This window comes from Legionella bozemanae (assembly GCF_001648595.1).
In the GTDB taxonomy this organism is placed as follows: domain Bacteria; phylum Pseudomonadota; class Gammaproteobacteria; order Legionellales; family Legionellaceae; genus Legionella; species Legionella bozemanae.
On sequence record NZ_LBAW01000011.1, the window covers coordinates 104,645 to 129,576 of the forward strand.

The window sequence follows — 24,932 nt, forward strand, 5'->3', positions numbered from 1 at the left end:
TTTTATATTTTTTAACCTGCCAGCAATTTATCCATTTTTGCTGCACAAATAAAATCATTATGACTCAAACCGTTGAGGGCATGGGTCATAAAGCTTACATGGCAATAGTTATAACCTACCTCCAAATCAGGATGATGATTTTCGGTATTTGCAATCCATGCAAGCGCATTAACAAAAGCCATTGTTTCATAAAAATTTTTAAAAGATAAACTGCGTTTAATGATTCGGTTATCTGCACTTACCTCCCAATTTTTATTTAACTGCGGCATCAGATTTTTGATTTGTTCTGCATTTAATGCAGCGCCTATGCCTTCACATGATTCACAATGTTTACTGCTTAAGTCACTGGTCATTTTATTTCCTTACTCGTCTACTTGGCCAATATGGTGTCACTTTTATGAGTGTTTCAGTGCTCTAAAATCACACCATTTTGGCTTAATCTAGCGAATTGTCAACAGACCTTCGTAATTACTCAATGTAGTAAGAAATCGAGCATTTTGTGCCTTGGTTCCTACAGTTACTCGTATGTAATTATTCATCTTATATGGATGTAGCGGTCGCACTATAATGCCTTTATCTAATAAATAGTTATAAATCAACATACCATCCTCCTTACAATCAAAAGTAAGAAAATTGCATGCAGAGGGTAAGTAATCGATATTTAATTGGTTAAATCCCTCTTTCATTTGCAGCATTCCTTCCGTATTGATTTGCAAGCTTAATTGAATAAATTGATCATCATCCAAGGCAGCATGAGCAGTGGTCAGTGCGACTTGGTTGACTGTAAATGGCAATTGGATACGTCGCATGAGATCAATTATCGAGGGATGAGCTATTGCATAACCTAAACGAACTCCTGCTAACCCGTATATTTTTGAAAAAGTTCGTGTAATAACTAAATTAGGATGTTGAGCCATCCATTCAATGCTATTACAACTTAATTGAGATGCTGCATACTCATAATAAGCTTCATCAAGGACTAATAAAGTACTTTCGGGAATATTTTCTAACAGACGTTTTATTTCTTTTTGGCTAATCAGAACACCGGTAGGATTATTCGGGTTCGCCAGAAAAATGATAGCGGTTTTTGAATTGCATGCTTGAATCAATTTATCCACATTGACATGCCAATCCGGATTGATTTCAATGGAGCGAACCGGGATATTCAAGGTATTGGCTTGAATCGCATAGGTGCTAAAGGCATATTCGTGCGTGATGATGTGTTTGTCATGATGCAGCGCAAAGCAGTTGAGTAGAATAGTATATATATAATCCGAACCATTACTCACAAAAAGTTGATCCACATCGATTGCGAGTTTATTCGCAAGCTTAGGCATTAAAGGATGATTCATTGGCGAGGGATAAGTAGCTAAAAGGTGAGCTGACATTTCTTTTAATGCGGCATGGGCTAATGGGCTGCAACCTAAAGGATTTTCGTTACTCGCCATTTTAATAATGTCATTGTCGTTTATCCCTTTTTCACGTGCTAGTTCTTCTATAGATTTTCCTGGTTTATAAGGGACTAAAGATTGTATTCCTTGATGCGGTAATTGTCGAAAGTTAACTGTCATAATTTTCCCTAACTAAAAATTTTCTTCATATTATCCAAGCTTTAGCTTCCTGTCACGAGCTCATTCAGCTAAAAAATCATTTGTTTTGTTACCGGGTGATAGCAAAAACACCCGGGATGCGATTATTTTTTTAAAGTTGCTGCAACTAAGTCATTAAAAGCCCGATTGGGAATTAAATCTGCTTCTGTTAAATATTGATAGTCAATAGGGCATGTATGTTTTGTTTGTACCCAAAATCGAATGCCTTTTGCACCAGTTCCTTTATCATCATTAAATGTGTGACCGTGGGAATCAATGAGAGTAGGTGTGCCATTTACTCCTAAAGGTTCCAATGTAATTGGGTCTATGAGATGATTTTTATCTAATGCCGAGGCCTTATCTGAAGCTTGTCCCTTCAATGGACCAAAGATAAGTTGAGCCCATGAAGTCCGGCTATAATAAGCTACTTGTTTATGAAATTCCTCTGAGTGAACCGCATGCGCAGGTACACAACACTCCTGGTTCTGAGCAGAGCTAACAGGAATCTGTCCTGATTTTGCATAAACAAGCGCAACACCATTGAGTATGGCATTCCTACATAATTCAACCAAATCGGTGCATTTGTTCAGAATATAGAGAGGCGGATAGATAAGTGCTCCAAGGATCCAGCCAGCCAGTCCACCCATTCTTAAACAAACTCCAGCAACAGGTTTTGATAAGGGTAAAAAAGGTAAGAAAAATTCAAGAGCGTTTGCAGCAATATATGGGATGGCAGCAAGCATTATACCTACAGTAGCAGCTCCTAGATTCCACGCTTTTTGGAGGTAATTTGTTGGGGCTTCATAAACAAGCGATTCGAAAAAAGTTGTGTTGCCAATAAAAACAGCAAACTCATCAACAGAGTCATATAATTTCTTTTTAAGGAAAATAAATCCTCGAAGCAATAAATCAGGAAAAAATAAAGCAGTGCCAATAATGGCCCCAATTGGGGCACCAATTACAAAACCTAGTGCTTCACCTATCCAACCAAAAATACCACGCATCACTCCAGTGTGGCGCGTGCCATCTGCATATTCTATGTGGGTACTATTTTCATTCCAGTAGGAGGTGTAATCAGGGATCCAAAAAATAGCTAAAATAAGGTCGAGGATTACCCCGGGAATACTTGTAATTTCTCTTAAAACAAGACGGGTTAATACATGACCCACAGTCATACCTTTAGCGAAATAAGCATACATCATTTTTTCCCCTTTATTTCCTAATTATTTGTGGGTTTTCTAGTGCTTGGCGGCCATTTTAAACGCATTAAAGTTTAATAACAATTCAATGGATTGTTTATGGATCACCCTGAGTTGTATTTGATCTACTCATGTTGTATGCCGTCGTGTAGGTCTTGAATTTTTATATCCAGGACGTTAACCTTGGCATGGCAAACCAACCACAGGAAAATGGAATATGAATTGGCAAAAGGGATTTTCCCTGACTGAAGTATTGATATCTTTATCACTAGTAACAACCTTGGTTCTGGTTTTATTACAACAACAATGGCAGAGTAAGCAATTATTAAATCAATTAATTTTTAGAACACAAGGTTCTCAATTTCTTGATCAAATTGAAGAATCACTTGTGGCCAAAGTTTCAAAACTCCCACCAATTCCCTCTCCATACCATTTGGATATACAGCTAAAAAATCAACAGTTACTTCTCCATCTTGTATGGTTTGAACAAGTAGGTTCTATAACCCGTCAACATAATTTTATCGGAAGTGTTGAATGAAAAAACAAATGGGAATTAGTCTGACAGAAATATTGATAAGTCTTTTTCTGACAAGTTTGATTATGATTCCATTAATCCAACTTTATTTGGGAAGCAAGCGGCAATACCTTGAAACAGAAAAAATTTTAGAAGCACGTTTTGATTTACAATGGGTGAGTGATTTACTGAGTGATAGTATTCGACGTGCAGGTTTTACCCCGTGTTTGGGTATTGATCAATTGCAAGTTATTGATCGTAGAAATCATCCAAACAGAATTTTTGCACTGCAAACTGAAAATCAACCGAATCAATTCATTCAAGTAAATCGTATGAATGAACATTTTGCAAAAATAATCAAAATTCAAGGTGCAACAAAAATAGTGATCCAGGATCCAGTGATACTTCATAAAAATCGTCCCATACTCATCGCTGATTGCGAACATGCTGAGATACAAGAACTTTTTGATATGGAACAACAAAATAACAATTCGCTTATTACTTTGAACAAACCCCTGTTTTTTTCTTATGACCGCTCAGCATATATTGGGGAGTATCTTGAGGAGAAATGGTTGATTAAGAGAAACGCGAATAATATGGATACGTTACATTATCAGTTGGTCCAGACCGAAGAAATAACACCTTTAATTCATTTTATACATACCCGAAATCGATATATAAAAGAGAAGCAGTTTCTTGAAATTAGCATGGGGTTGGATGATAATAAAACACATGAGCTTAAGGTTCTGGTGCGTGGCTCATGAGCAGCTCTCTTCGGAAACTCTACTCCAGAGGAGAATTGCTTCGTCGGTACGGTGCTCGAATCCTCATGTACTGGTGTGTACACTCTGGTTCTGCGCTCCGTGTCTCCTCGCACTTCCTTCTCTGGAGCGAGTTTCCGAAGAGAGCAAGTAGGAAACTCTACTCCAGAGGAGAATTGCTTCGACGGTACGGTGCTCGAATCCTCATGTACTGGCGTGTGCACTCCGCTTCTGCGCTCCATGTCCCCTCGCACTGTTCTCTTTGGAGCGAGTTGCCGAGGAGATCCATTAGAAAAAATCAAGGATTTATTTTATTAGTGACTTTACTTATTATCGGTGTGATTAGCTTGCTTGTTTTGACTTCAATGCAGCACGTTTTACTGTATTACAAGGCAACTAATAAACAAGAAGTATTGCACCAGAGTTTTTATCAACTCGAGGATGTGGCATTGCGATTGCTGTATCAACACACATCATTGAATTCAAACTGTGTGGTACGTTCAGATGCTGCAAATCAAGTCATACATCATTTACTCGAAGACAAAGGATGCTCCTTAAAAAGCGGTTTAACTCAATACAAATATTATATTGAGGACTTGGGAGAGTTTCCGTGTTTGGTGGTTCGCCATAAGGGACGAAAATCAGCATCGCATCATCAACGAGTCACTGTTGTGCCCTTTGAAGAGGGTGTTCCTGTATCTTTATTGCAAATACGGTTTATTAGTGCGGGAAGGGTAATCCCGTGTCTGCTAGAGGAACATGCGATTTCTCTGGGAGTGAGCAGCTGGCGATATTTGCCTTCTCTATAAATAAATTTGGTTAAGGACAGTATGTGAGCATCGGAACGCATAAAATCAGAAACAGTTTAGCAAATGGAAACAGACCCTAATATTATCTTGAGCTATATCAAACCTAGTTGTATCGTAATAGCTATGATGAATAGAGGGATTTTTAGGTGCGTTTACAAAATATTTCTAAATTTAAGTATTGGCCGCAAATGGCGGTGCTTGCTTTATTGTTGGTAGGATATGTTGCTTATCGTTATTTTGCCTTTTATGACACACGCTCAAATGATGCCTATGTTTCAGCCCATGTAGTCAACATGGCCGCTATGGTTTCTGGTCCGGTTACAAGAATTTATGTTAAGGACAATCAGAGGGTGAAAAAAGGAGATAAACTTATTGAAATTGATTCTCTTCCCTATGTTGATGCAGTACAGCAAGCTAAGTCCAAGTTAGAAATTGCTCAATTGAATTATGAAAACGAAAAGGTAGATGCTGCTAAAGCCAAACTTAAGATTGCACAAGCCCATTTTGAATTAGATAAGGCAAATTACCGTCTAAATCATACTATCCTTGTAGCACCTGCAGATGGTTATATCACCAATTTTAATTTACGCGTAGGTCAGTACATTAAAAAAGGGGAAGGACTATTTGCTCTTATTGAAACCAAACAGTGGTGGGTGGTTACGCGTTATAGAGAAACGGCACTGCGTTTGATTCAACCTGGAGACAGGGCAAAAATTATGATTGATATGTATCCGGGAAAAGTATTCCATGGACATGTAGACAGTATTGGTTGGGGGATTAATCGAGTACAAAGCGGCAATGTTGCTCCTTCAACACTAATGTATTTGGAAGCGACCGAAGATTGGATTCGCATAGCACAACGTTTTCCTGTGCGAATTTATATCGATGATTTATCTGATGAATATCCAATGCGCATTGGTGCCAGTGCTGCTACCATTACCTACAGGTGATTCGTGTTTTTCTGGCCTCAAACTGTTGAAAACAGAGCTGCCATAAGAACAGCATTTGCCGCATTAATTGCTGTTTTGATTTCCTTTAAATTTCATCTGGAAACACCCTTTTGGTCAGGAATGAGTGTTGTGATTGTTTCCAATTTATATACTGGAAATATTATTGATAAAGCCTCAATGCGTATTATTGGTACTATTGCGGGAGCGTTTTTGGGGTTCTATATTGCAGGATTGGTCGCCAACAGTTTTTTACTTTATTTGCTTTCTTGTTTTTTAATCGTGTGCATGGGCTCCTATTATTACAGTTTCAGTGCTAATGGTTATGCTTATTTATTAGGAGCACTGTGTGCTTTTATAATTATTTCGCAAATTGCGATGAACCCTCAAAATGCATTTTTCGTAGCGATTTGGAGACCTGTTGAGATTGGGATTGGTGTTTTGATAGCAGCAATCAGCGCCTATTTTATTTTTCCCAATTACTTAAAGGATAATATTACAGTACAACTTCATGATATTTTTACTGATTTTTCAACCGAATTGGAGCAATTACTTACTATGCTGTTTGAGGGTAAGCCCGATTTTGATTTGTTGTTACAAAGCACTCTAAAAATAAAAAGAAAATTACGTAAAGCAGTAGAGCTTATTGGGGCTATGACTCATGAATTTGGGGTTACTAAAGCCAGGATTGATCAGGTGCGTGCTTTATTAGATATTTTTTATGATTTATCACGACAGTTACACTATCTGATTCTCATTTCTCCACAGCATAGCGATTTAACCATTGTGCAATCATTACCTATAAAGCCTGTATTGAATGCGATGCAATCAGATCTGATCCAACTACAAATCGCTTTTTCTCATCACCTGGATACTCCTAAAGAATTAAAAACAGGATTTGCAATCGCAGAACTGGAAAAATATGTGAAGCAGAAGCAAAGTAATGGAGATACGTCCTCTTTTTTGATCTCTGATGTACGTAGCGGCATCGAAAAGCAACAATTCGTTGTTAAGAGTAATTTTGTCTATGCATTGATTCATTTCATGCATCAAGTGAATCACAATCTTCTTTTGATGCAGTCTTTATTTGGTCGCATTCCTCATGGCATGACAGCAAAACATCACGTCTTAAAAACACAGGATCGGATTCGTACAGACATTGATGTAATTAAACGCAGCATTAAAGCAGGGCTCTCGGTTATTTTGGCCTTAGGCTTTTGGCTGGTAAGTAATTGGTCTGGTGGTTTAAATGGAATTATCAGTAGTCTCGTGCTTTCTATTCGTAAACATCTTTTTGAAATGAAAAGTGTGAGTATTCATCGTTTACTTGGTTGTATTTGGGGTGGAGGGATTGCTTTATTTTCTTTGTTTCTAATTAAGATGACACTTTATGACTTCATTTTAATATTCTTTTTTTCAATTTGGGGATTTTCTTATTTTATGTTTAAGTTGCCCAAATATTCGTATATTGGGTTACAGGCAAATATTGCTTTGATTATTTCTCTTGCTCAAGAAGGAGGACCACCTGTTTATTTAGCACCTCCATTACAGCGTTTAGGCGGAATAGTCATTGGAATTATTGCAAGTTTTATTGTGGCAAATCTTATTTGGCGATCCGATGTTTGGACTATGTTAAATCGTTATCTTAATAAGCTCTATGTTTATATGGGGCAGAATTTAAAACAAGTTCTTTTGTCATCAGCAAACCAAATAAAACTGCATGATTTGGCAAATTTGTTTTGGTCCTCCCGGGGATTGCTTGAGTCGCTTGCTGATGAACCCTTAAGCTCCAAAAAACAGAACTTGTTAACAGAGCTGACAAAGCGTTTTGAATCTTTGGTAATAATACAGGCAACGATAAGCCATATTTTATTGGCCATTGATCGAGAAAAAGTTGAAAAAACAGCTCAATTATTGGGATATGAATTATCTTCTTATGAAAAAGAGATTTGGATAGCTTTTGAAAAACATGATGTGGAACATGGACTGAAATTAAGCCATCAATTACAGGATTTGTTATCAGAAATGGATAAAAAAATAATATTTCAAATTTCCGATGACGATTTAAGAGGATTTTTAGCATATCTCAATGCCTTAAATCAATTGGTTTTACATATTCACTAAATTTTTTTTGTAGTGCATGTTGATATAATTCTTTTATTTGTACGTTCCAAAAAAATTAATTAAAATCAGATTATTATTAAGAGTAGCTTTTGCTGATTAATAGTTTTTGGCAGGAGTTTAATGTTTAAATGGTGTCATTTTTTGTTGCAAAAAATTCCATAACGTGTAAAAATTGTCCGCCTATGAAAATGAAAATAATCTCTATTACAATTTTTTTAGCCTTAATTGCCTTAAGTATTTCTGTATGGTGGTTTTGGCCAGTAAAGCAACCATCAACCCTGTTCAGACAGACTGATTTTAATCGGTTACCTGGATGGAAATCAGCGGATCTAAAAAAATCTTTACTGACTTTTCAGACTTCCTGCCGTGCTTTTATCAAACAAAATCCGGAGCAGATTGTCGGGACGGAAAAGATCGATTTACAAGTAAAAGATTGGCAACCGGCGTGTAAAGCGGCTTTAAAGATTTCTCCCGAAGCTGAAAATGAAGCAAAACAGTTTTTTGAAAAATGGTTTATTCCGGTAGAGTTTACCGACACTGGTGAAAAACCTGGTTTATTTACGGGTTATTATGTGCCTGCAATTAAAGGAAGTTATACTAAATCCAAAGAGTTTCATGTTCCTATTTACGAAACACCAGATGATCTTATAACTACTGATCTAGGTATGTTTTTTAATGATTTAAAAAGTCGTGGTATTGTAGGGCGATTAGAAGGTAAAAAATTGGTTCCTTATTACACTCGTGAACAAATTAATCATGGTGCACTAAAGGGTAAAGCACGCGTTTTAGTATGGATTAATAGTCCTATAGATCGTTTGTTTTTGGAAATTCAAGGTTCAGGAGTCATTGAGCTTGAAGATGGTAATAACCTTTATGTCGGTTATGATGCGCAAAATGGCAGACCTTATACTGCGATTGCTGGAGTATTGATTAAAAAAGGAGTTATGACTAAAGATAATGCATCCATGCAGGCAATAAAACGTTATTTGGAAGCTCACCCCAAACAAATGGATAAAGTGATCAATCAAAATAAATCTTTTGTTTTCTTCCGTAAAATGTCGTATGGGGTTGCCTTAGGTTCGCAAGGTGTGGCTTTAACGCCTGGTTATTCGCTGGCTATTGATAGGCAATGGGTACCTATGGGGGCTCCTCTTTGGTTAAGTACTACGCGTCCTGACAGCAAAAATCCCGATAAAAATAAACCCATGCATCGTTTAATGATTGCTCAAGATACCGGTGGCGCAATACGTGGCAAAGTACGTGGAGATGTTTTTTGGGGTGGCGGTGAAAAAGCCACTCTAATTGCAGGTCATATGAAGAATCAGGGGCATTATTGGATTCTTCTACCTAAACATGCAATATCTCGCTTAGAGAAAAACAAATTGATTTCTGGGTAGTTTAACTCCCACTCCCATCAAATTAAGGAACTCAATGCCTACGCCCTGTTCCACGGCTTGTTCTGGGTTGTCTCTGAGAAAGCCTCAAACAATTCTTTCATCCTACATACCGTGCATAAAGCGCGGTACGTAGAAAGGTTTATGCAGTACGTAGGAAAAGATCAAGAAGCATTAATTTAATGGCTCTTCTCCTCGACGAGAAGAAGCTATTTAACAGAGCGAGCCAGTTTAGGGAAAAACTGTTTTTAATTAACTTTGATGCGCAGCTGTTTTATTCACCTCAGACTTTTGGGCGGACCCTTTTAGTGAGGGTATAAGACTATTTGATGCTTCTGTATTATTATTCAATGATTGGGTTGTATCGGCTTTTAAGGCATCGGCTAAGCTAATAAATTTGTATCCATTTTTTCTATACATTTCAATAATGTCTTCTAAACATAAACTGTTAAGGAGATTTGCATGGATTAATAAGATTTGTTTGACATTTTTTCCTTTAGCATTTTTCTCGGCCCTTAATGTCTGTTGCCAAATATAAGCCAAATAACGTTTTTTAAATGCAGGTAGATTTTGAGCTCTTTTTCTATAAGGTATCCTGTAGAAACGTGCGTTAAACTCATAATCTTTACTGTCGATCGTTACTGGGGCAATGGTGTATTGATGTGCAGCCAGGTAGTCATACACTTTTTGTTTCTTTTGGCCAGTACCTTCAGCTAGATAAGGATAGCGAAAATATTTTGGCTCTGTCAGTACAGGCGCTAAAACAGTATCAGCACGATCTATATCCGCTATATATTTATCAGCACTCATATTATTCAAGCTTTTATGAGTATAAGTGTGATTACCTAGAGCGAAGCCTTGATTACGAAATGTTTCTAAAAGATCCCATTCATTTTTCGCAACTGCTTCACCAATGACAAATCCAGTAGCTGGGACTTGATTGTTAACAAGAGCATTGACTATAGCCATAAATCGATTTTGAGTTCTTTTCAGACTTGCCGGTGTGCTGGAACCAGAACCAACAAAGGGTAAATCATCAATTGTAATCGCAATTTCTTTTTCTTCGGCAAAACATGGAGAATTAAGTATGCAAAACAAAAACGTTACACCGGCCCATCGAAGTAACATGATATCCCCTAATTTATTTTTATTATTTAAAATAAATATAGTAGACAATTTTTAAAAAAGTATAATTTTTTGTAATTTCTTATTTATTATGAGAATTTTTGATGATAAAATAGTTGATTTTTTATTTAAAATCTAAAACCGTTATTGTTCTAATTTTTGTTTTGTTTTTCGTAATCCCTCAAATATGGGTTCAGAAATATTATTAGGGAAGGAGGAAGGAAGTTGTTTTGAGACTTCCTGGATTACAGAATCTGTTTGTGCCAGCATCTCATTAAGAATAATTTCTGCTCTTTCTGGAGAGTAACTTGCCTCTTTTGCAGTGTCTATAAAGTGCCGGCGTTGCAGGGTATGCCAGTGGTAATGATTATTTTTACCTTTTAAGGCCATCGCCATTTTAATTTTCTGAATTTGCAGTTGTTTTTTCTTTATCAGTGGATATGCAGACATGATGTCGTATAAAGGTGTCAATCTGAATTTTCCTTCAGGCTCGATAAAAAGACTGAAATTTTTAGCATGACCATCAATTCCAGCAATGAGCCAGAAAAAAACTTGCGCACGATAAAACATATCGCGGTCTGAAATCGAGTTTGCTGAACCTAGCAGTAATTTCATAATCTCTTTAATACCAGGGCCTCCATCCGATTGATATTTGATATTGTAAGAAACACCTAACGCTTGGCATAGGTCCTCTTGAGGCAAGCGCATGATCCAACTTTCATCCCGAGATAGCCGGCGATCAAAACGTTTCACCGATAAAATCTTTATCTCTTCAAAATGAAGAATATCGCAGTCGGCTGCTGGTAATCCATAGCTTTTTGCCAGAAGAGAGCACAGCCATTCATTTTCACAACTGTCTCGTAAATCCATCTGTTGGTGAGCGATAATACCAATAGGCAATTTAAAAATATGTGTGGTTGGCGTTTCCTGAAGTGGCTCGCACCATTGGTTCTCATGATATAAAAAAGCAGTTTTTTCTTGGGCTCCCGCAATGGAGATCCGGAAATCTTCTTCTTCCTGGCTCATGCCTAGAGGGTTTATTTGATAATTTCGTAAAATTGAAGCAATTTTTTGTTCTGTTAATGGTTTATATTTAATTTTTCTCTCGAATTTAGCTAATGGAGCAGTGATGAGCTGAATGGCTCCCACGCAATCCCTGCCAATACCCGCCAGTAGATCAAAAGGTTGACTAGTTGCTATTTGAAATCGTGCTTGTATTCGTGCGCGGATTTGTTGATTATCAGGGAGCAAGTTATCAAAAAAATTATACACTACATCGCCAGCGTAGGTTTGTTCAACGAGTGGTAATGATAATGAAATGGGGCGGGCTCCCGCTTGATTTAACCAGTCTTGGTGATAAGTAAACTTCAATCCCCCTTGAGATGTTTTCTCAAGTATCCCTACCAAAATGCCATTCATTAAGACATAAAGAATTTGATTTTTCCTTACCATTCATTGTTCCATTGATTGGTTGTTGTATTGGAGTCATTTTTTGCTGCTATTTTTAAATCCAAATCAAGCGCGGATAATATCCGAAATAAAGTGCTTAATCTCATATTTTCCGGATTATTCTCCATGGCGGAGATCGTTTTTTGTTTTAGACCTACTAAAGCCGCAACTTCTTCCTGGCTTAGCTTCAGTTTTTTTCGTTGATTTTTTATCAACAACGCCAGTTCCAGAGGAGAGTGAATTAGCATAAACGTTCCTGAATAAATGGATATACCTTATTTGGGATATTTTTAATTATATACCCTGAAATGGATAATTTCAATTTTATACCTTTAAAGGTATAGTTTTAACTTTATACCTTAAAGGGGATGAAGTGGTCGTGGAAAATTTAAAACAGGGTTCTCATTATTGAAATGATTGCTGCAAATTGCGCTCCTCTGAGACTCGTCTAAATAGTCTAAAATGGTTTGCGATACTCGGTTTCTTACATCAGTAAATCTTTTGGTTCATTAATTGAGCTTTCCGGTATCTGGTGCGCTTTACGCATTTCGTTGATTAACTGCTGAGCTTTCTTTATTCGAAGGCATAAAATCCCCATGTGCAACATATGAGGTCAATTATATCAAAAAAGACGCATAGAAATCGTTGAGTAAAATAATTTATTTGAAAAGATTTTATAAATTTTATCCCTGCAGGAGTACACTTTTCTCATCTAATTAGATTGTAAGTGAGTTATACTCATTTCACTCTCTATGAAGAAATCACAAAACCAATATTTTTAGCGTATTAACTCCAAAGAAAGGGCTTTTCATTTTTATTAAAGGACGTTAATTTTTTCAAACCTTAGCATAGAGCATTATGATGAATATTTTATTATTAGCTTTTGTTTTATTAGTTTGGGGAATGAATTGGCCCTTAATGAAATTAGCAATGAACTTTATTCCTCCCCAATGGTTTGGTTTCACACGAATGCTTATAGGCAGCTTATTTCTTTTTTTATTAGTGATTATTCAGAAAAAATATACTTTTCCAAAACGTGGGGATATTCCTCATTTGTTTTCTGTTGGTGTATTACAAGTTGGCCTTTTTACCGTATTAGTTAATTTCGGCCTTTTCTACAATGGGGTAGGGCATGCAGTTATTTTAGTTTATTCCACTCCTCTTTGGGTGGCTCCTATAGCGATTATTTTTTTCAATGAGCGTTTGAATTTAATTAAAGCTTTTGGTTTAGCTATTGGTATTTTAGGAATCATAGTACTTTTTAATCCATTTGATTTTAATTGGTCAAATCACAATGCGTTAATAGGCAGTGCTGCATTATTCTTATCAGCGCTATTATGGGCGATTGCTATTCTTCATGTGCGTTTTGTTCCCTCACAATCGTCTATATTGCAACTTATGCCGTGGCATTTGTTAGTGGGAACAATAACCCTTGCAATCAGCGCTCTTATTTTTGAGCCACATCCTATGATCCATTGGACCACATTCTCGATATTATTGAATCTTTATATTGGCACGATTGCTACGGGTTTAGCTTTTTGGGGAGCTGTTGAAATAAGCAAACGTTTTCCTGCTGTTACCACCTCTTTATCTTTAACGGGTGTACCAATTATTGGGGTTATTTGTTCGTTATTATTTCTTGGAGAAAAACCAACCCCCAGTGTTTTGATCTCTCTTGCCATGTTAATTATAGGGTTGGTCTGTGTCATTTTAGGAGATTATCAAGAAAAAAAAGCTTAATCACTTCATGCCGTCCAGATTCGTTTAACCAAGACAGCAAACCAGGGTATCTCGAGTTCCAACAGCACATGCTAAAAGCACTTCTCTCATTAATAAATACCCAAGAAAGCAAGGCACTGCTACAGCAGCGGCGACAGTTAAACATGCTAAACCAATCGCCAGAGATGTAATCAATAAAGCGGGAGGACCAAGAACAAGTCCAGCAGTAGCGCCTGCTGCTGCACCTAATGCTCCACCGTAAGAGGCCCCCAAACCTAATCCTACAACACCGCCTATTCCTGAACCAAACAACCCGAACTTAAGTAAAAAATGTCTCATTTTTAAAACCAATTTAGTTAAATATAATTATTTATGTTGGACTTACGCCAGGGGACTTTAAGCAAATGAGTATAAACTAGTTCATTGATTTGACAAACAAAAAAATATTAAGGTACTTTCTTTATACTCTTCGAGCAATTGATTATAGGGCTGTGGTTACAATCATATAAATGCCTGTTGTTTCCACATGTAATGAAATGGTCCATCCCTTTGGATTAACTCTTGAAATTGGCCTTGTTCTACAAGTTGTCCTTTCTCTAATACCAGGATTCTATCCATTTGTTTTAATGTGGCAAGTCGATGAGCTACAATAATGGTTGTTTTACCTTGCATGATGTGTGTCAAAGCATGTTGAATATAGCTTTCGGTAATCGAGTCGAGAGATGATGTAGCCTCATCCATGATCAGAATTTTGGCTGGTTTTAAATAAGCCCGTGCAATAGCGATGCGCTGTTTTTGTCCGCCAGAGAGTTTCATTCCTCGTTCACCCACCAGAGTGTGATATCCTTCGGGTAGCTTTTGGATAAATGCATCGCATTCAGCTAACTTAGCTGCACGATATATCTCTTCTTCAGATGCTTCCAGATAACCGTAGCGGATATTATCCAAGATGGAGCGGTGAAATAAATCAACTTGTTGAGGGACCAGTGTGATGGCGCGTCGTAAACTGTTGATGGTGATCGTTTTTATGTTTTGTCCATCGATAGTTATTTCACCTCGAAAAGGTTCGAAAAGACGCAGGAGTAAATGAATTAAGGTTGACTTCCCAGCTCCTGAGCTTCCAACAATACCCACTTTTTCTTCTGATTCAATGCATAAATTAAAATCTTTAAATAAAAGCATTTCAGGATCGTATCCAAAATTTATGTGGCGCAGCTCGATTACCCCTCTTGTGAGTGCCAAGGGCTTCGCGTCAGGAAGGTCGACCACATCATGGGGTAACATCAGTACATTCATGGCTTGACGAAATTCGCCAATACCTTGAATGCTGTTGCCTATGGTTTGTCCTAGTACATAAATATGATTTAGGCTCGTGATGAGTAAAGTAAGCACAAAAGCAAAATCTCCTGGCGTTACATCTGCATGAATACGTCCATAAATCAAAAGGCTCATAAAACTTGCCAGTAAAATGAATGTCATCAACCCTTGGAAAAAGTGAAGTTTGAGTAAATCCCATTGAACGTGTTGTTCCGAAACTTTTAAGGAATTTAGGCTTAGCCCCAAGTGTTCTTTTTCAAACTGGGTTTGACCAAAGATTTTTGCAGTAATGATATTGCTAATTACATCAATCAATCTTCCGCTCATCTGATTTTTATTGCGGGCGAAGAGTTCGGCGGATTTTCCCACGGATTGAGAGAGCCTCAATGTTATAGAAACAAATAAGACAGTCCATATAATAAATATTAAGGAAAATCTCCAGGATATAGTTGCTAAGAAAAAGGTTACGATAACTGGTGTTGCCAGCCTTGCTATAAATCCTTCAAAAAAATTACGGACTAACGGCTCTGTACCATTACTAACATCTTGTATTTTACTGGCAATATCTCCAGCCAAATTACTTTGGAAAAAATGGATGCTGTGTTTGCTGATGTAATGAAAAAGATCATTAATGATTTTTGCTTTAACAGTAGGGTACATTTTCATCGCGGCATATAAATAGGCGCGCATGGTGAGATTATGGTAAAGATCCATACTGACATAAAGACATGCTGGGAGAACGATATGAGGTAAAAGCGATTCTTTGGGCGTATAGCTGACAACATCGATTACCCACTTCATCAAATAGGCTTGAAAGCTGCTTTCAAATCCAGCAACAATGACTGTAATAAAAAAAATCCAAAGATAGCGTTTATTTTGCCGCAAATAGGGGTTCAAAAACGCGAGGATGCCAGGAATTTTTTGCATAGCCCAATAGGTAAAGACTTTGTTTTTTAATGTAACACTGATTGTTTTTTGAAGCTAGTTTAGGAATAAGCTGCTTAACCCCCGCTCTTCAAATGGATCGGGTACTGCTTGAGGCAGTACCCGATCTTGGTTATTTTTTAATTGCCAGCTTTCCTTACACCTTTTTCAATGCGTTCGCCAATCTGTTGATCGATGTTTTTCCAGTATTCAAATGCTCTTTTTAATACAGGTTCGGAGACTCCATCTTTCAGGTGGCCAACGACGTTGTTAACTAACCTGTTACGTGCTTCATCATCCAATACTTTGCGTACGAGGGTATTTGCTTGTCCGAAGTCATCGTCATCTTTGCGGAGAGTATATGCTGCACGTACGAATTCCCCATGTGCTTCCCATGTTGCTACCTCTGGGTTTTTTGAGCTATCTGCCTTTGGACCTCCTTTTGAGTTTGGGGCATAAACAGGATCTGAGACGTTCTCAACACGCATTGCACCATCTTTGCTGTAGGAATGAATAGGGCATTGGGGTTTATTAACGGGTATTTGCTTGTAATTCACGCCCAATCGTGCTCGGTGCGCATCAGCATAGGAGAATACTCTTGCAAGAAGCATTTTATCCGGGCTGATCCCTGTTCCTGGCACCATATTATTAGGTTCAAATGCAGCTTGCTCGATTTCAGTGTGGTAATCCGTTGGATTTCGGTTCAGGGTCAACTTACCAACCTTGACAAGAGGATAGTCTGCGTGTGGCCATACCTTTGTGAGATCAAATGGGTTAAAACGATAAGTCTCAGCTTCTTTGAACGGCATAATCTGCATGTGAAGTGTCCAACTTGGAAACTCGCTTCGCTCTATAGCTTCATACAGATCGCGAGTATGGTAGTCGCCGTCTGTCCCTGCCAAGCGATCAGCCTCTTGCTGCGTTAGAAACTCAATTCCCTGATCGGTCTTGAAGTGATACTTTACCCAGAACTTTTCACCTTGGGTATTCACCCACATGTAAGTATGGCTTGAATAGCCATTCATATGGCGCCAGCTTTTGGGGATCCCGCGGTCACCCATCAGCCATGTCACTTGATGGGCAGATTCCGGAGAAAGAGTCCAAAAATCCCACTGCATGTCATGGTCACGCAGGTTGTTATTGGCACGACGCTTTTGGGAGCGTATAAAATGCTGGAATTTCATTGGATCACGAACAAAGAAAACAGGGGTGTTGTTACCCACCATATCGAAGTTACCTTCACTGGTGTAAAATTTCACAGCGAATCCACGGGGATCGCGCCAGGTATCAGGACTTCCTCGCTCGCCTGCAACAGTTGAGAAGCGGAGAACTACATTCGTTTTTGTTCCTGGCTGGAAAACAGCAGCTTTGGTGTATTTGCTTACATCTTCGGTTACTTCGAAATGCCCGAATGCTCCGCCACCTTTTGCATGTGGTTGACGCTCTGGAATTTTTTCACGATTGAAGTTTGCCATTTGTTCGATCAAGTAATGATCATGTAAAAGTATAGGACCGTTTGGTCCAATGGTTAGAGAATGCTCATCACTTGCTACTGGTATCCCTGAATCTGTTGTGGTGAATTTTTGTTTGTTGTCCTCATCTGCCATTCAAATATCTCCCTTAATTAAAGTAATGAGTAGTGATTTTGCTTATGTGGTGATTGTTACTAATTATATCTGTGATACTTCAGAATGCTAGTTTTTAGGCGTCAGATTTGACTGCTCTCGTGAAAGCTATGGTTCTACATGGCTGTATTACAAGGAGTGGGTATTGCATTTTTGCCTCATTATTTTTTTGTTACTACCCAAAGGTCATCGTTTCCTCTGGGAAACATAAGTTACTTCCTTTGAGTTGCTCTCGATTAAATTACAATTAATGAATGAGATTTATTCCAACTGTCAGGGATCTATGTGTGGAATCTTTCGATTCTTCATATCGCCGATCACTATTGTTGCAGGTTTTGTATCGGTCTGTGTATTTGTACCATCCATACCTAGAAAATCATCATAGGAAAAAGCGTAGGAATTTAAATAGCTATTTTGTGGATGATCTATATTTTTATCAAAACTCAACGCATGCATAGCCTCGGAATAAACATTCACACAGGGGGCATCTTTAGTAGCGCCACATTGATTTACAACGTAGTCAACGGAATGATCAACGTTGTTGAAGTAGTATTTTAACAGCCCTTGCATTTGTTGTTTGTTTCTGAAAACCGGATTTCCTTGCGAATCAAAAAAATCTTTACCAATAAAGGCTGATTCTTTACGCATTAACATACCTGAAACAATAGCAGAAGTCAGATCGCGTGCAATAGTCGCATCCACCGCGTTTTTATTATTAAATGGTGTTTGTGCTCCCATTAAAATTGAATTACTGGCTTGTGGTGGACCCAGATTATAAGATAAGGTTTCAGAGCCGGGCTCGCCATCACGTGAAAAAACTAATGTTTGACTGTTGGGCTCAAAAGCTCCTGACCAAATACCTTTATTTAATTCGTTTAAATCAATTTTAATGGAACGATTTACTGAAGAAGAATAGTACCTACTCAGTTCATTGATATAGTTGGTAAAATATCCACTAAATCGATTGCCAAATCTGCCAGGAGCATCGACTCGCATTAAAGAGTTTGCTGAATTGTAAACAACTAGACTGGACCATTCTGAATGGTTCCACCGTTGAGTACACTCAGGGGAGTCTGTTGTTTTACCTGCAGCACGGCAAATGATTGTTTTCATATTTTTAATAACCGCATCGAGTCCGCCAAAATGTCCATATTCATGGCCTGCTTGTTGAATGGTATAAGGGATGGCAATAAAATCAACGCCAGTTGGGTTAATCACAGTTTCACCACTAGTACTGTAATTAAACTCGACCTTATCAAAAAGTGTTCCATTTGTAGTTGTTTGAGGGTTGTTTACATCAGGTTGTTTTGGGGTTAGGGTGTCCTTGTCTGTAGGCATATCCAGGGTATTTCCAAAAGAAATATAAATTCTCCCTGAAGTAAGATGAGGTATGCAGGCTTGCGCCATTCCTCCTGAATTGGGGATTAATTCGGACAAGGAAATACCATAGTTTTTTCCATTCATATTGATATCAGTAATATCAACAAGCGTACCAACACGATTTCCATCATTAAACTTTACATAAGCATGTTTTTTGGTGGCTGGATCAATACCGAGCACTACAATGTATGTGGTTCTATTTTCAATATGGGTGTTGTTGGTTTTTGATAGGTCAAAGCTAACCGACATCCCACCACCCTGACATTGATTCTTGGAGAAAGCATACTCACTCATAGTTAACAAACCAGTCAACCCGAGCATAAAAACGCTTAAACTGCTCAATTTGGAAATTTTCATTACATAAACCTCACGAAGGTGAAAAAATTTAATTTTCCTAAAAGGGGGCTTGATGCTCCAGAACTTGTGCTATGGTGCAAAAACAACCTTAAATAGTTATAGATTGATTATTATACAGGTTTCATAGCTGTATTTTCTATAAGCAACTGGATTAAGGGCTGAATTAAAGTAACTCGTTCAAGAATTAAGGGTTATTAAAATTTTCTTTGCGTCTCGATAACCCGCAGCGATTCTCTTTCTGATTGTGTTAGAAGAAAAATCAAAGGGTGCACTTACATTTTCCGGATCTTTATTTTCAATGTAAAGGATATTTTCTATGTATTTGTAATTGATTAGACGTTGATATCCCGGTAGCTGTTTAATAGGGCTATTAGTAGGGATAATTTTGTCAATTTCATTGATGACTTCGATGTATTCATTAATTTTTTCCGTTAATTCTTTATTAAATCGGATCTTATTGGAAAACTGAATTTCAAAAATGCGGTCAAAAACGTCAGCCATATTAGCAGGTATTTTGCCTTGGCTGGGGAAAAGATTGATGACAATAATTTGCTTTTTTACCTCAGGATCAGGATCAAGACATTCTAAAACAGGGGAGAGCGGTGTATTTTCAAATAACCCTCCATCCCAATAATATGTTTTTTTTATCATGGTCATAGGGAAACCAGGAGGTAAACTGCCGCTTGCCAAAACATGCAAGGGGGTAATTTCCGTTCGATCATTACCTTGGTTTGTAAACGTTTTTACCTTGCCCGTTGCAACATCTGTTGCAGTAAGAATTAAACGCGTAGCACTATCATTTACTTTTTTAAAGTCAATATACTTGTCTAATAACTGGTGCAAAGGTTTAGTGAAATAAAAACTAGTCCAATCCATTAAATTCCAGTAGTCAATTCGTGGATAAAAAAAGGATGGATTGCCAAATAAAGCCAAATAAGAACTCAATTTATCATTTAATAAAGGAGATGAAAAAATCGTAAACTCTTCCCACATTGCTTCAAGAGTTGCAATGGGCTCATCTTTAGAGCCGACAAGGGTTATAGCATTTATAGCACCTATAGAAACCCCTGAAACAATATCGAGTGAAAATTGAGGATTTTCATAAAGACGTTTTAAGGCGCCGAACTCATAAGCTCCTAGCGCCCCACCTCCTTGTAGCACCATCCCTGTTTGTTTCATATTATCCATATTTATGCTAGTTGAGTTTCATCTTTAAGTATAGATTATTTTTCTTTAATTCGATGCTCAGTCAAAAGTTCATCATTTAAAAAAAGAGAAGGTGGATTTGCCCTTTGTTTTAGCATGATACATGGCAGTATCAGCGTTCATAAAAAGTGTTTGAGTATCTGAACCATCTTGGGGATACATTGCAACTCCAATGCTGATGGATGTTTTGATGAAGTGGTCATCTATTTTAATCGGATTATGAAAATCTGCTAAAATTCGCTCGAATACTTTAATCAACTCATCAATGTGATGTATTTCTTCAATAATCAATCCAAATTCATCTCCACCGATTCTTGCAAAATAATCCATTTCTCGCAGGTGGGGAGTTATAATTCCAGGCAAAGCCATTAATAGTTTATCGCCACAAACATGCCCAAAGGTATCGTTAATAATTTTAAAATTATCAACGTCAATAAAGCATACAGCTAATTGAGAATTATTTCTTAACGATCGGGCTAAGGTGTGCTCCAGATAGTCGAAAAAGCTTAATCGATTAGGTAATTTGGTTAAAGGGTCGTAATGAGCCATTTTTATCAGCTTCTTCTCATTTTCAAGTCGTTCAGTAATATCACTAAAAATAATAGCAGCTCCTGTAAGCTTATGATTTATTATAATAGGGATGCAGGTATATTCCACTCCAAAATAACTATGATCTTTTTTCCAGAATACCGCTTCTTTTGCCTTGATTATTGCTTTCTCCTGGATGGCTTGATAAATCGATGAATGCTCAATTGAGTCAGAAGAAGGGGCTGTTATTTGTTCATTAAGAATTTTAGTTATGAATTCATTTTTTAATTCATTACTTGAATACCCCAATAATTTTTCAGCAGCTGGATTAATAAAAGTGATTTTATAATTTAAATCTATTCGTAGTATGCCTTCGCCAGCTGCATTTAATAAGAGGAGGTTTTTTGCTTTTTCTGTTCTTAGTTGCATGGTTTTTGCATTGGCAAAATATTGTATTAAATAACGCTGTCCATAGAGAATAAATAAAATAATATTCATCAGTACACAAAAAAATAGAGTCGCTGTTAAGGCAGACCATACATACCAAGAATATTCACTATGGATAAAATACGGAGATAAAGTAGCAGTGATATTCCATACTGAGTCGGAAAAATATAGTCTATAAGAAAGACTAAATAACTCAGTTTGATCCTGCTGTATTTTTTTATTATAAATTTCAAAAGTAGACTTGATATTTAAGTCAGGTGAATTTACTTGGATCGTGAAGTTTGAGTAATTTAAAAAATTATCAAAAATTTGATTAAAAAGCTTAGTAAAATTAATTTGTAAAATAGTAAATCCTGCAAGTTCATTTCCACGATATACCTCAGAAATAATGAACATCTTATCGATTTTACCTCCATTGCCTAATATTACAGGGGAATCGTTCGGAGTATTATTTGGCGTATTAAGACGATTAACAAGATCTGGATTTGTGAATAGATCATAACCATTAGGAAAAATATTATTATTTTTTGATACTGTAAAAAGAATAGGGTAATACACTGATTTCTTCTTAGAAGGATTCCCAGAGCTATCCAAAATTTCAGAGTGATATTTTTTTTCAAAATCATCGCGGTTGATTACTTTAGGTACCCACTGTATGGATTGAATCATTGGATATTCCCGTAATAATAAAGCGCCTTGATGTTGAAATTTTTCTTTATTTATAATGGGAGTTGTAGCAAGAAAAAGAGAAATTGTATGAGCGGTTTCATTTACTAATTTCAGCTTCTCAGTGAGTTGACTCAATTTATAATGGGTTAATTCAGTGAATTTTGATTGCACTCGTTTTGATTCTGCATGACTATAAAATATATGGGCAATCACAACTATAATGAACGTCAAACATAAAGGAAGTAGAATGGGTATTCTTCTGCGTTGCCATAATTTTCTAGGCTTGGCAAATGAAATCAGAAAAACCGGAGTAAAAATTAGTACTCCAATACTGTCTCCTATCCACCAGGTAACCCAGCTTAATGAAAAGTTTTCAGGGGATATTATTCCTAACAAGCATAACCCCAGATTACTAATGGTTGCAGCAATAACAGAAGAAACTGGACCGGTAAGCAGTGCGAAAACAAGAATATCTTTAGGGAGATGCAATGGATTACTTAAGCTAATAAAATGTTTGACAAGCCACCAGCCAAATAATGCCTGAAGTAGTGCTCCAGTGCCTGTTATTAATCCGGTGAATAAATTTAAAAACTCAAATATATTGCCTACATTATTGAATGTTACATAAGAATTAAGGAGGAACGAAGCAATGAAGATGCCTGGTAAAGTTCGTAACCCCCATACAAGAACTGAGCCAAGTGCAATTCCTGATGGTGCCCAAATTGTGGTGGCATAACCTGGAGGTACAGCAAGCATGAGTCCTAAAAGGCCACTTGAAACATAAAAAAAGGCAACAGCCAGATTATATAAAACTGTTTTTTTTAAAACGTTTTTTTCTTTCATTTAAAAAAAGCCAAAGAGGGTGTATTTAGTTTTTCATTTAAAAACATGTGTCGATGCCTATTTTTTAATGATTATTTAAATTTTAGTTGAAAAATAGAGTATTTTCAGACTTGCAGCTCCAATTTGCCTGATGAAGTAAGGCAGTTAAATGAAAGTCTGTTGATTTTTGATATTGAATTAAAAACTGGCCAATAGGTTCTGTATCAATTATCCAAAATATTCAATTAAAAAAGGGCAACTAATGAAAAAAATCCCCAAGATCAAATAAAATAAAAATTGATCTTGGATGCGTCTTTGCTCTTTTTCTTTTGGACGAAGGATATAAAACGCTATGAAAAGAAAGATAACGCCAATTAGAATGCTTAAGATTTGTGCATATAAAAATACTGATGTAAAAGGCCGCGGAGTTGTCTGTACAACATTTTCTCCAGCCGGAATAACTTGAACCGCAGCGCTAAATAAATTCATTTTTTTTTAATATAAGTAATATTTTTTATTATCCTCGCTCCATTTGACTAAGATTTCAAGTATGAGAGCAATTCACAAAATGACAGCAGCCAAATAATAGACGAAAAGATAATCACAATTATTGATGTTTTTTCTTGTTGTGTATAAAATACACAGTTTATTACAAATTTTATACTTTAAATCTTATGAAAATTTATTTAGTAGGAGGCGCAGTCCGTGACAAATTACGCGGCTTTCGCCCCAAAGATAATGATTGGGTTGTTGTAGGTGCAACCTGGGATGATATGCTAAAGCTGGGCTATAAACCAGTAGCTAGCAGCCGAGAAGCAAAAGCTATTCCTGTATTTTTACATCCTGACACTAATGAAGAGTATGCCCTTGCCCGATGCGAAACTCGAACAGGAAGTGGACATGCTGGTTTTGAGTTTGACATCTCTCCTACGATTACTTTAATGGACGATTTAAGCAGGCGAGATTTGACGATAAATGCCATGGCTTTACCACTTGAAGAAGGAAAACTGGGTGAATTGATCGATCCTTATAATGGAAAAGCTGATTTGGAGCGTCGTATATTACGGCATGTATCACCAACATTTGTTGAAGATCCTCTTCGATTATTACGTACAGCACGTTTTGCCGCTTGCTTAGGCTTTAAAGTAGCTCCAGAAACGATGGTGCTGATGAAACAGATGGTTGCTGAAGGAACAGTGAGTGAACTGAGCTCTGAGCAAATCTGGAAGGAACTGGAGCGTGCGCTTATGGGAGCATATCTGGAAAATTTCTTCGATGTGCTTAAACAATGTGGTGCAAAGCATATTTTATTTCCTGATATGGACATATCAGACTCCAGCATCAAAGCGTTGCAACGAGCAGCTGATCATAAATATTCAGCATACGTTCGCTTCGCTGTTTTGATGCACAACCAGCCTCCAGATGAAATAAGCGTGTTGTGCAAACGATACAACATACCAAATCAATACCGTGATTTAGCGTTATTAACAAGTAAACATATGGCGCAATTTCGACGTGTTCCTGAACTGGATGCAGTAGGGTTATTGGATTTATTGACAAACATTGGCGCGTTCCATAATAAAGAACGTTTTGACAATTGCTTACATATTTTTGAGCTGTGTACACAAGAACCGTCTTATGTAGAACAAGTACGTAATGCCTTTCAAGCCGCCAAATCCATTGACACTAAAGAACTCGCTTCGAAATACATCGGTCACGAAATCAATAGAAGAATTAAAGTATTACGTATTGAAGCGATCCAACAATATATCAATAGCCCGGACGACCGTCATGTGGTTGTCGGCAACTGCGTTGTATAATGAATAAAATTCCTGGTTGCAAGCAACTGAATCTTCTTCACATTGCTGAAAAACCAGGCCATGCCCTATTCCGACGTCCAGCGGCTTGTCCGCGGGATCCATGAGCTCTACCCTAAAACACTGGACCCCGCGAACAAGTCCTGAGAGATCCACGCGAAATTTAATCCCCTACCTACCGCGCTTTATGCCTGAGAGATAGACAAAAAA

The 24,932-nt window shown here is 37.3% G+C and carries 20 protein-coding genes; 8 read left to right on the forward strand and 12 right to left on the reverse strand.

The window, feature by feature from the left end:
* Positions 1-11: 11 nt before the first annotated feature.
* The 3 genes from A8O27_RS10015 to A8O27_RS10025 form a co-directional block, all read right to left on the reverse strand.
* Positions 12-353, reverse strand: coding sequence for a 4a-hydroxytetrahydrobiopterin dehydratase (locus A8O27_RS10015; RefSeq protein ID WP_058458114.1), 342 nt, complete (start codon positions 351-353; stop codon positions 12-14).
* A gap of 87 nt (positions 354-440) precedes the next feature.
* Positions 441-1,571, reverse strand: coding sequence for a histidinol-phosphate transaminase (hisC, locus tag A8O27_RS10020; RefSeq protein WP_058458113.1), 1,131 nt, complete (start codon positions 1,569-1,571; stop codon positions 441-443).
* 122 nt (positions 1,572-1,693) lie between these two features.
* Complete coding sequence (locus tag A8O27_RS10025) at positions 1,694-2,791, reverse strand: RING finger protein (protein WP_235810459.1); 1,098 nt, start codon at positions 2,789-2,791, stop codon at positions 1,694-1,696.
* Between the two features lie 214 nt (positions 2,792-3,005).
* On the opposite strand from A8O27_RS10025, the gene A8O27_RS10030 reads away from it, so the two are divergent.
* The 6 genes from A8O27_RS10030 (at position 3,006) to mltA (ending at position 9,340) form a co-directional block, all read left to right on the forward strand.
* On the forward strand, positions 3,006-3,326 hold the full coding sequence (locus A8O27_RS10030) for a prepilin-type N-terminal cleavage/methylation domain-containing protein (RefSeq protein WP_058458111.1): 321 nt from the start codon (positions 3,006-3,008) through the stop codon (positions 3,324-3,326).
* The gene (locus A8O27_RS10035; protein WP_058458110.1) at positions 3,323-4,066 is read left to right on the forward strand and encodes a PilW family protein; all 744 of its coding nucleotides are present in this window, start codon (positions 3,323-3,325) and stop codon (positions 4,064-4,066) included. The genes A8O27_RS10030 and A8O27_RS10035 overlap by 4 nt, the downstream gene beginning before the upstream one ends.
* Before the next feature lie 314 nt (positions 4,067-4,380).
* Positions 4,381-4,872: a type II secretion system protein gene (locus A8O27_RS10040; protein WP_235810458.1), complete on the forward strand. Its 492-nt coding sequence runs from the start codon at positions 4,381-4,383 to the stop codon at positions 4,870-4,872.
* 146 nt (positions 4,873-5,018) lie between these two features.
* Positions 5,019-5,822, forward strand: a complete 804-nt coding sequence (locus A8O27_RS10045) for an HlyD family secretion protein (RefSeq protein ID WP_235810457.1) — start codon at positions 5,019-5,021, stop codon at positions 5,820-5,822.
* 3 nt (positions 5,823-5,825) lie between these two features.
* Positions 5,826-7,943 (forward strand): FUSC family protein, encoded by a 2,118-nt coding sequence (locus tag A8O27_RS10050; RefSeq protein WP_058458109.1) that lies wholly within the window; start codon positions 5,826-5,828, stop codon positions 7,941-7,943.
* 182 nt (positions 7,944-8,125) lie between these two features.
* Entirely contained in the window at positions 8,126-9,340 is a 1,215-nt protein-coding gene (gene mltA, locus A8O27_RS10055) for a murein transglycosylase A (RefSeq protein WP_058458182.1), read from the forward strand.
* 249 nt (positions 9,341-9,589) lie between these two features.
* Here mltA and A8O27_RS10060 read toward each other — a convergent pair whose 3' ends face one another.
* The 3 genes from A8O27_RS10060 to A8O27_RS10070 form a co-directional block, all read right to left on the reverse strand.
* A complete protein-coding gene (locus tag A8O27_RS10060) occupies positions 9,590-10,465 on the reverse strand; it encodes a polysaccharide deacetylase family protein (RefSeq protein WP_058458108.1) in 876 nt (291 codons plus the stop codon).
* A 141-nt stretch (positions 10,466-10,606) separates the two neighbouring features.
* The gene (locus tag A8O27_RS10065) at positions 10,607-11,914 is read right to left on the reverse strand and encodes a type II toxin-antitoxin system HipA family toxin (protein WP_058458107.1); all 1,308 of its coding nucleotides are present in this window, start codon (positions 11,912-11,914) and stop codon (positions 10,607-10,609) included.
* The gene (locus A8O27_RS10070; protein ID WP_058458106.1) at positions 11,908-12,159 is read right to left on the reverse strand and encodes a helix-turn-helix domain-containing protein; all 252 of its coding nucleotides are present in this window, start codon (positions 12,157-12,159) and stop codon (positions 11,908-11,910) included. Before A8O27_RS10070 ends, A8O27_RS10065 begins: the two co-directional genes overlap by 7 nt.
* Before the next feature lie 610 nt (positions 12,160-12,769).
* On the opposite strand from A8O27_RS10070, the gene A8O27_RS10075 reads away from it, so the two are divergent.
* Complete coding sequence (locus tag A8O27_RS10075; protein WP_058458105.1) at positions 12,770-13,651, forward strand: DMT family transporter; 882 nt, start codon at positions 12,770-12,772, stop codon at positions 13,649-13,651.
* 24 nt (positions 13,652-13,675) lie between these two features.
* Here A8O27_RS10075 and A8O27_RS10080 read toward each other — a convergent pair whose 3' ends face one another.
* The 6 genes from A8O27_RS10080 to A8O27_RS10105 form a co-directional block, all read right to left on the reverse strand.
* Positions 13,676-13,969 carry a hypothetical protein gene (locus A8O27_RS10080; RefSeq protein ID WP_058458104.1) on the reverse strand — a complete coding sequence of 98 codons (294 nt, stop codon included), beginning with the start codon at positions 13,967-13,969 and terminating at the stop codon, positions 13,676-13,678.
* A 162-nt stretch (positions 13,970-14,131) separates the two neighbouring features.
* Positions 14,132-15,874 (reverse strand): ABC transporter ATP-binding protein, encoded by a 1,743-nt coding sequence (locus tag A8O27_RS10085; RefSeq protein ID WP_058458103.1) that lies wholly within the window; start codon positions 15,872-15,874, stop codon positions 14,132-14,134.
* A 137-nt stretch (positions 15,875-16,011) separates the two neighbouring features.
* Positions 16,012-17,478 (reverse strand): catalase, encoded by a 1,467-nt coding sequence (locus A8O27_RS10090; RefSeq protein ID WP_058458102.1) that lies wholly within the window; start codon positions 17,476-17,478, stop codon positions 16,012-16,014.
* Between the two features lie 291 nt (positions 17,479-17,769).
* A complete protein-coding gene (locus A8O27_RS10095) occupies positions 17,770-19,233 on the reverse strand; it encodes a beta-1,3-glucanase family protein (RefSeq protein WP_082642391.1) in 1,464 nt (487 codons plus the stop codon).
* A 177-nt stretch (positions 19,234-19,410) separates the two neighbouring features.
* On the reverse strand, positions 19,411-20,412 hold the full coding sequence (locus A8O27_RS10100; RefSeq protein WP_058458101.1) for a patatin-like phospholipase family protein: 1,002 nt from the start codon (positions 20,410-20,412) through the stop codon (positions 19,411-19,413).
* A gap of 81 nt (positions 20,413-20,493) precedes the next feature.
* Entirely contained in the window at positions 20,494-22,926 is a 2,433-nt protein-coding gene (locus A8O27_RS10105) for a diguanylate cyclase domain-containing protein (RefSeq protein WP_058458100.1), read from the reverse strand.
* Positions 22,927-23,579: 653 nt separating this feature from the next.
* Here A8O27_RS10105 and A8O27_RS10115 point away from each other — a divergent pair.
* Positions 23,580-24,725 carry a tRNA nucleotidyltransferase/poly(A) polymerase-related protein gene (locus tag A8O27_RS10115; RefSeq protein WP_058458180.1) on the forward strand — a complete coding sequence of 382 codons (1,146 nt, stop codon included), beginning with the start codon at positions 23,580-23,582 and terminating at the stop codon, positions 24,723-24,725.
* Positions 24,726-24,932 lie beyond the last annotated feature (207 nt).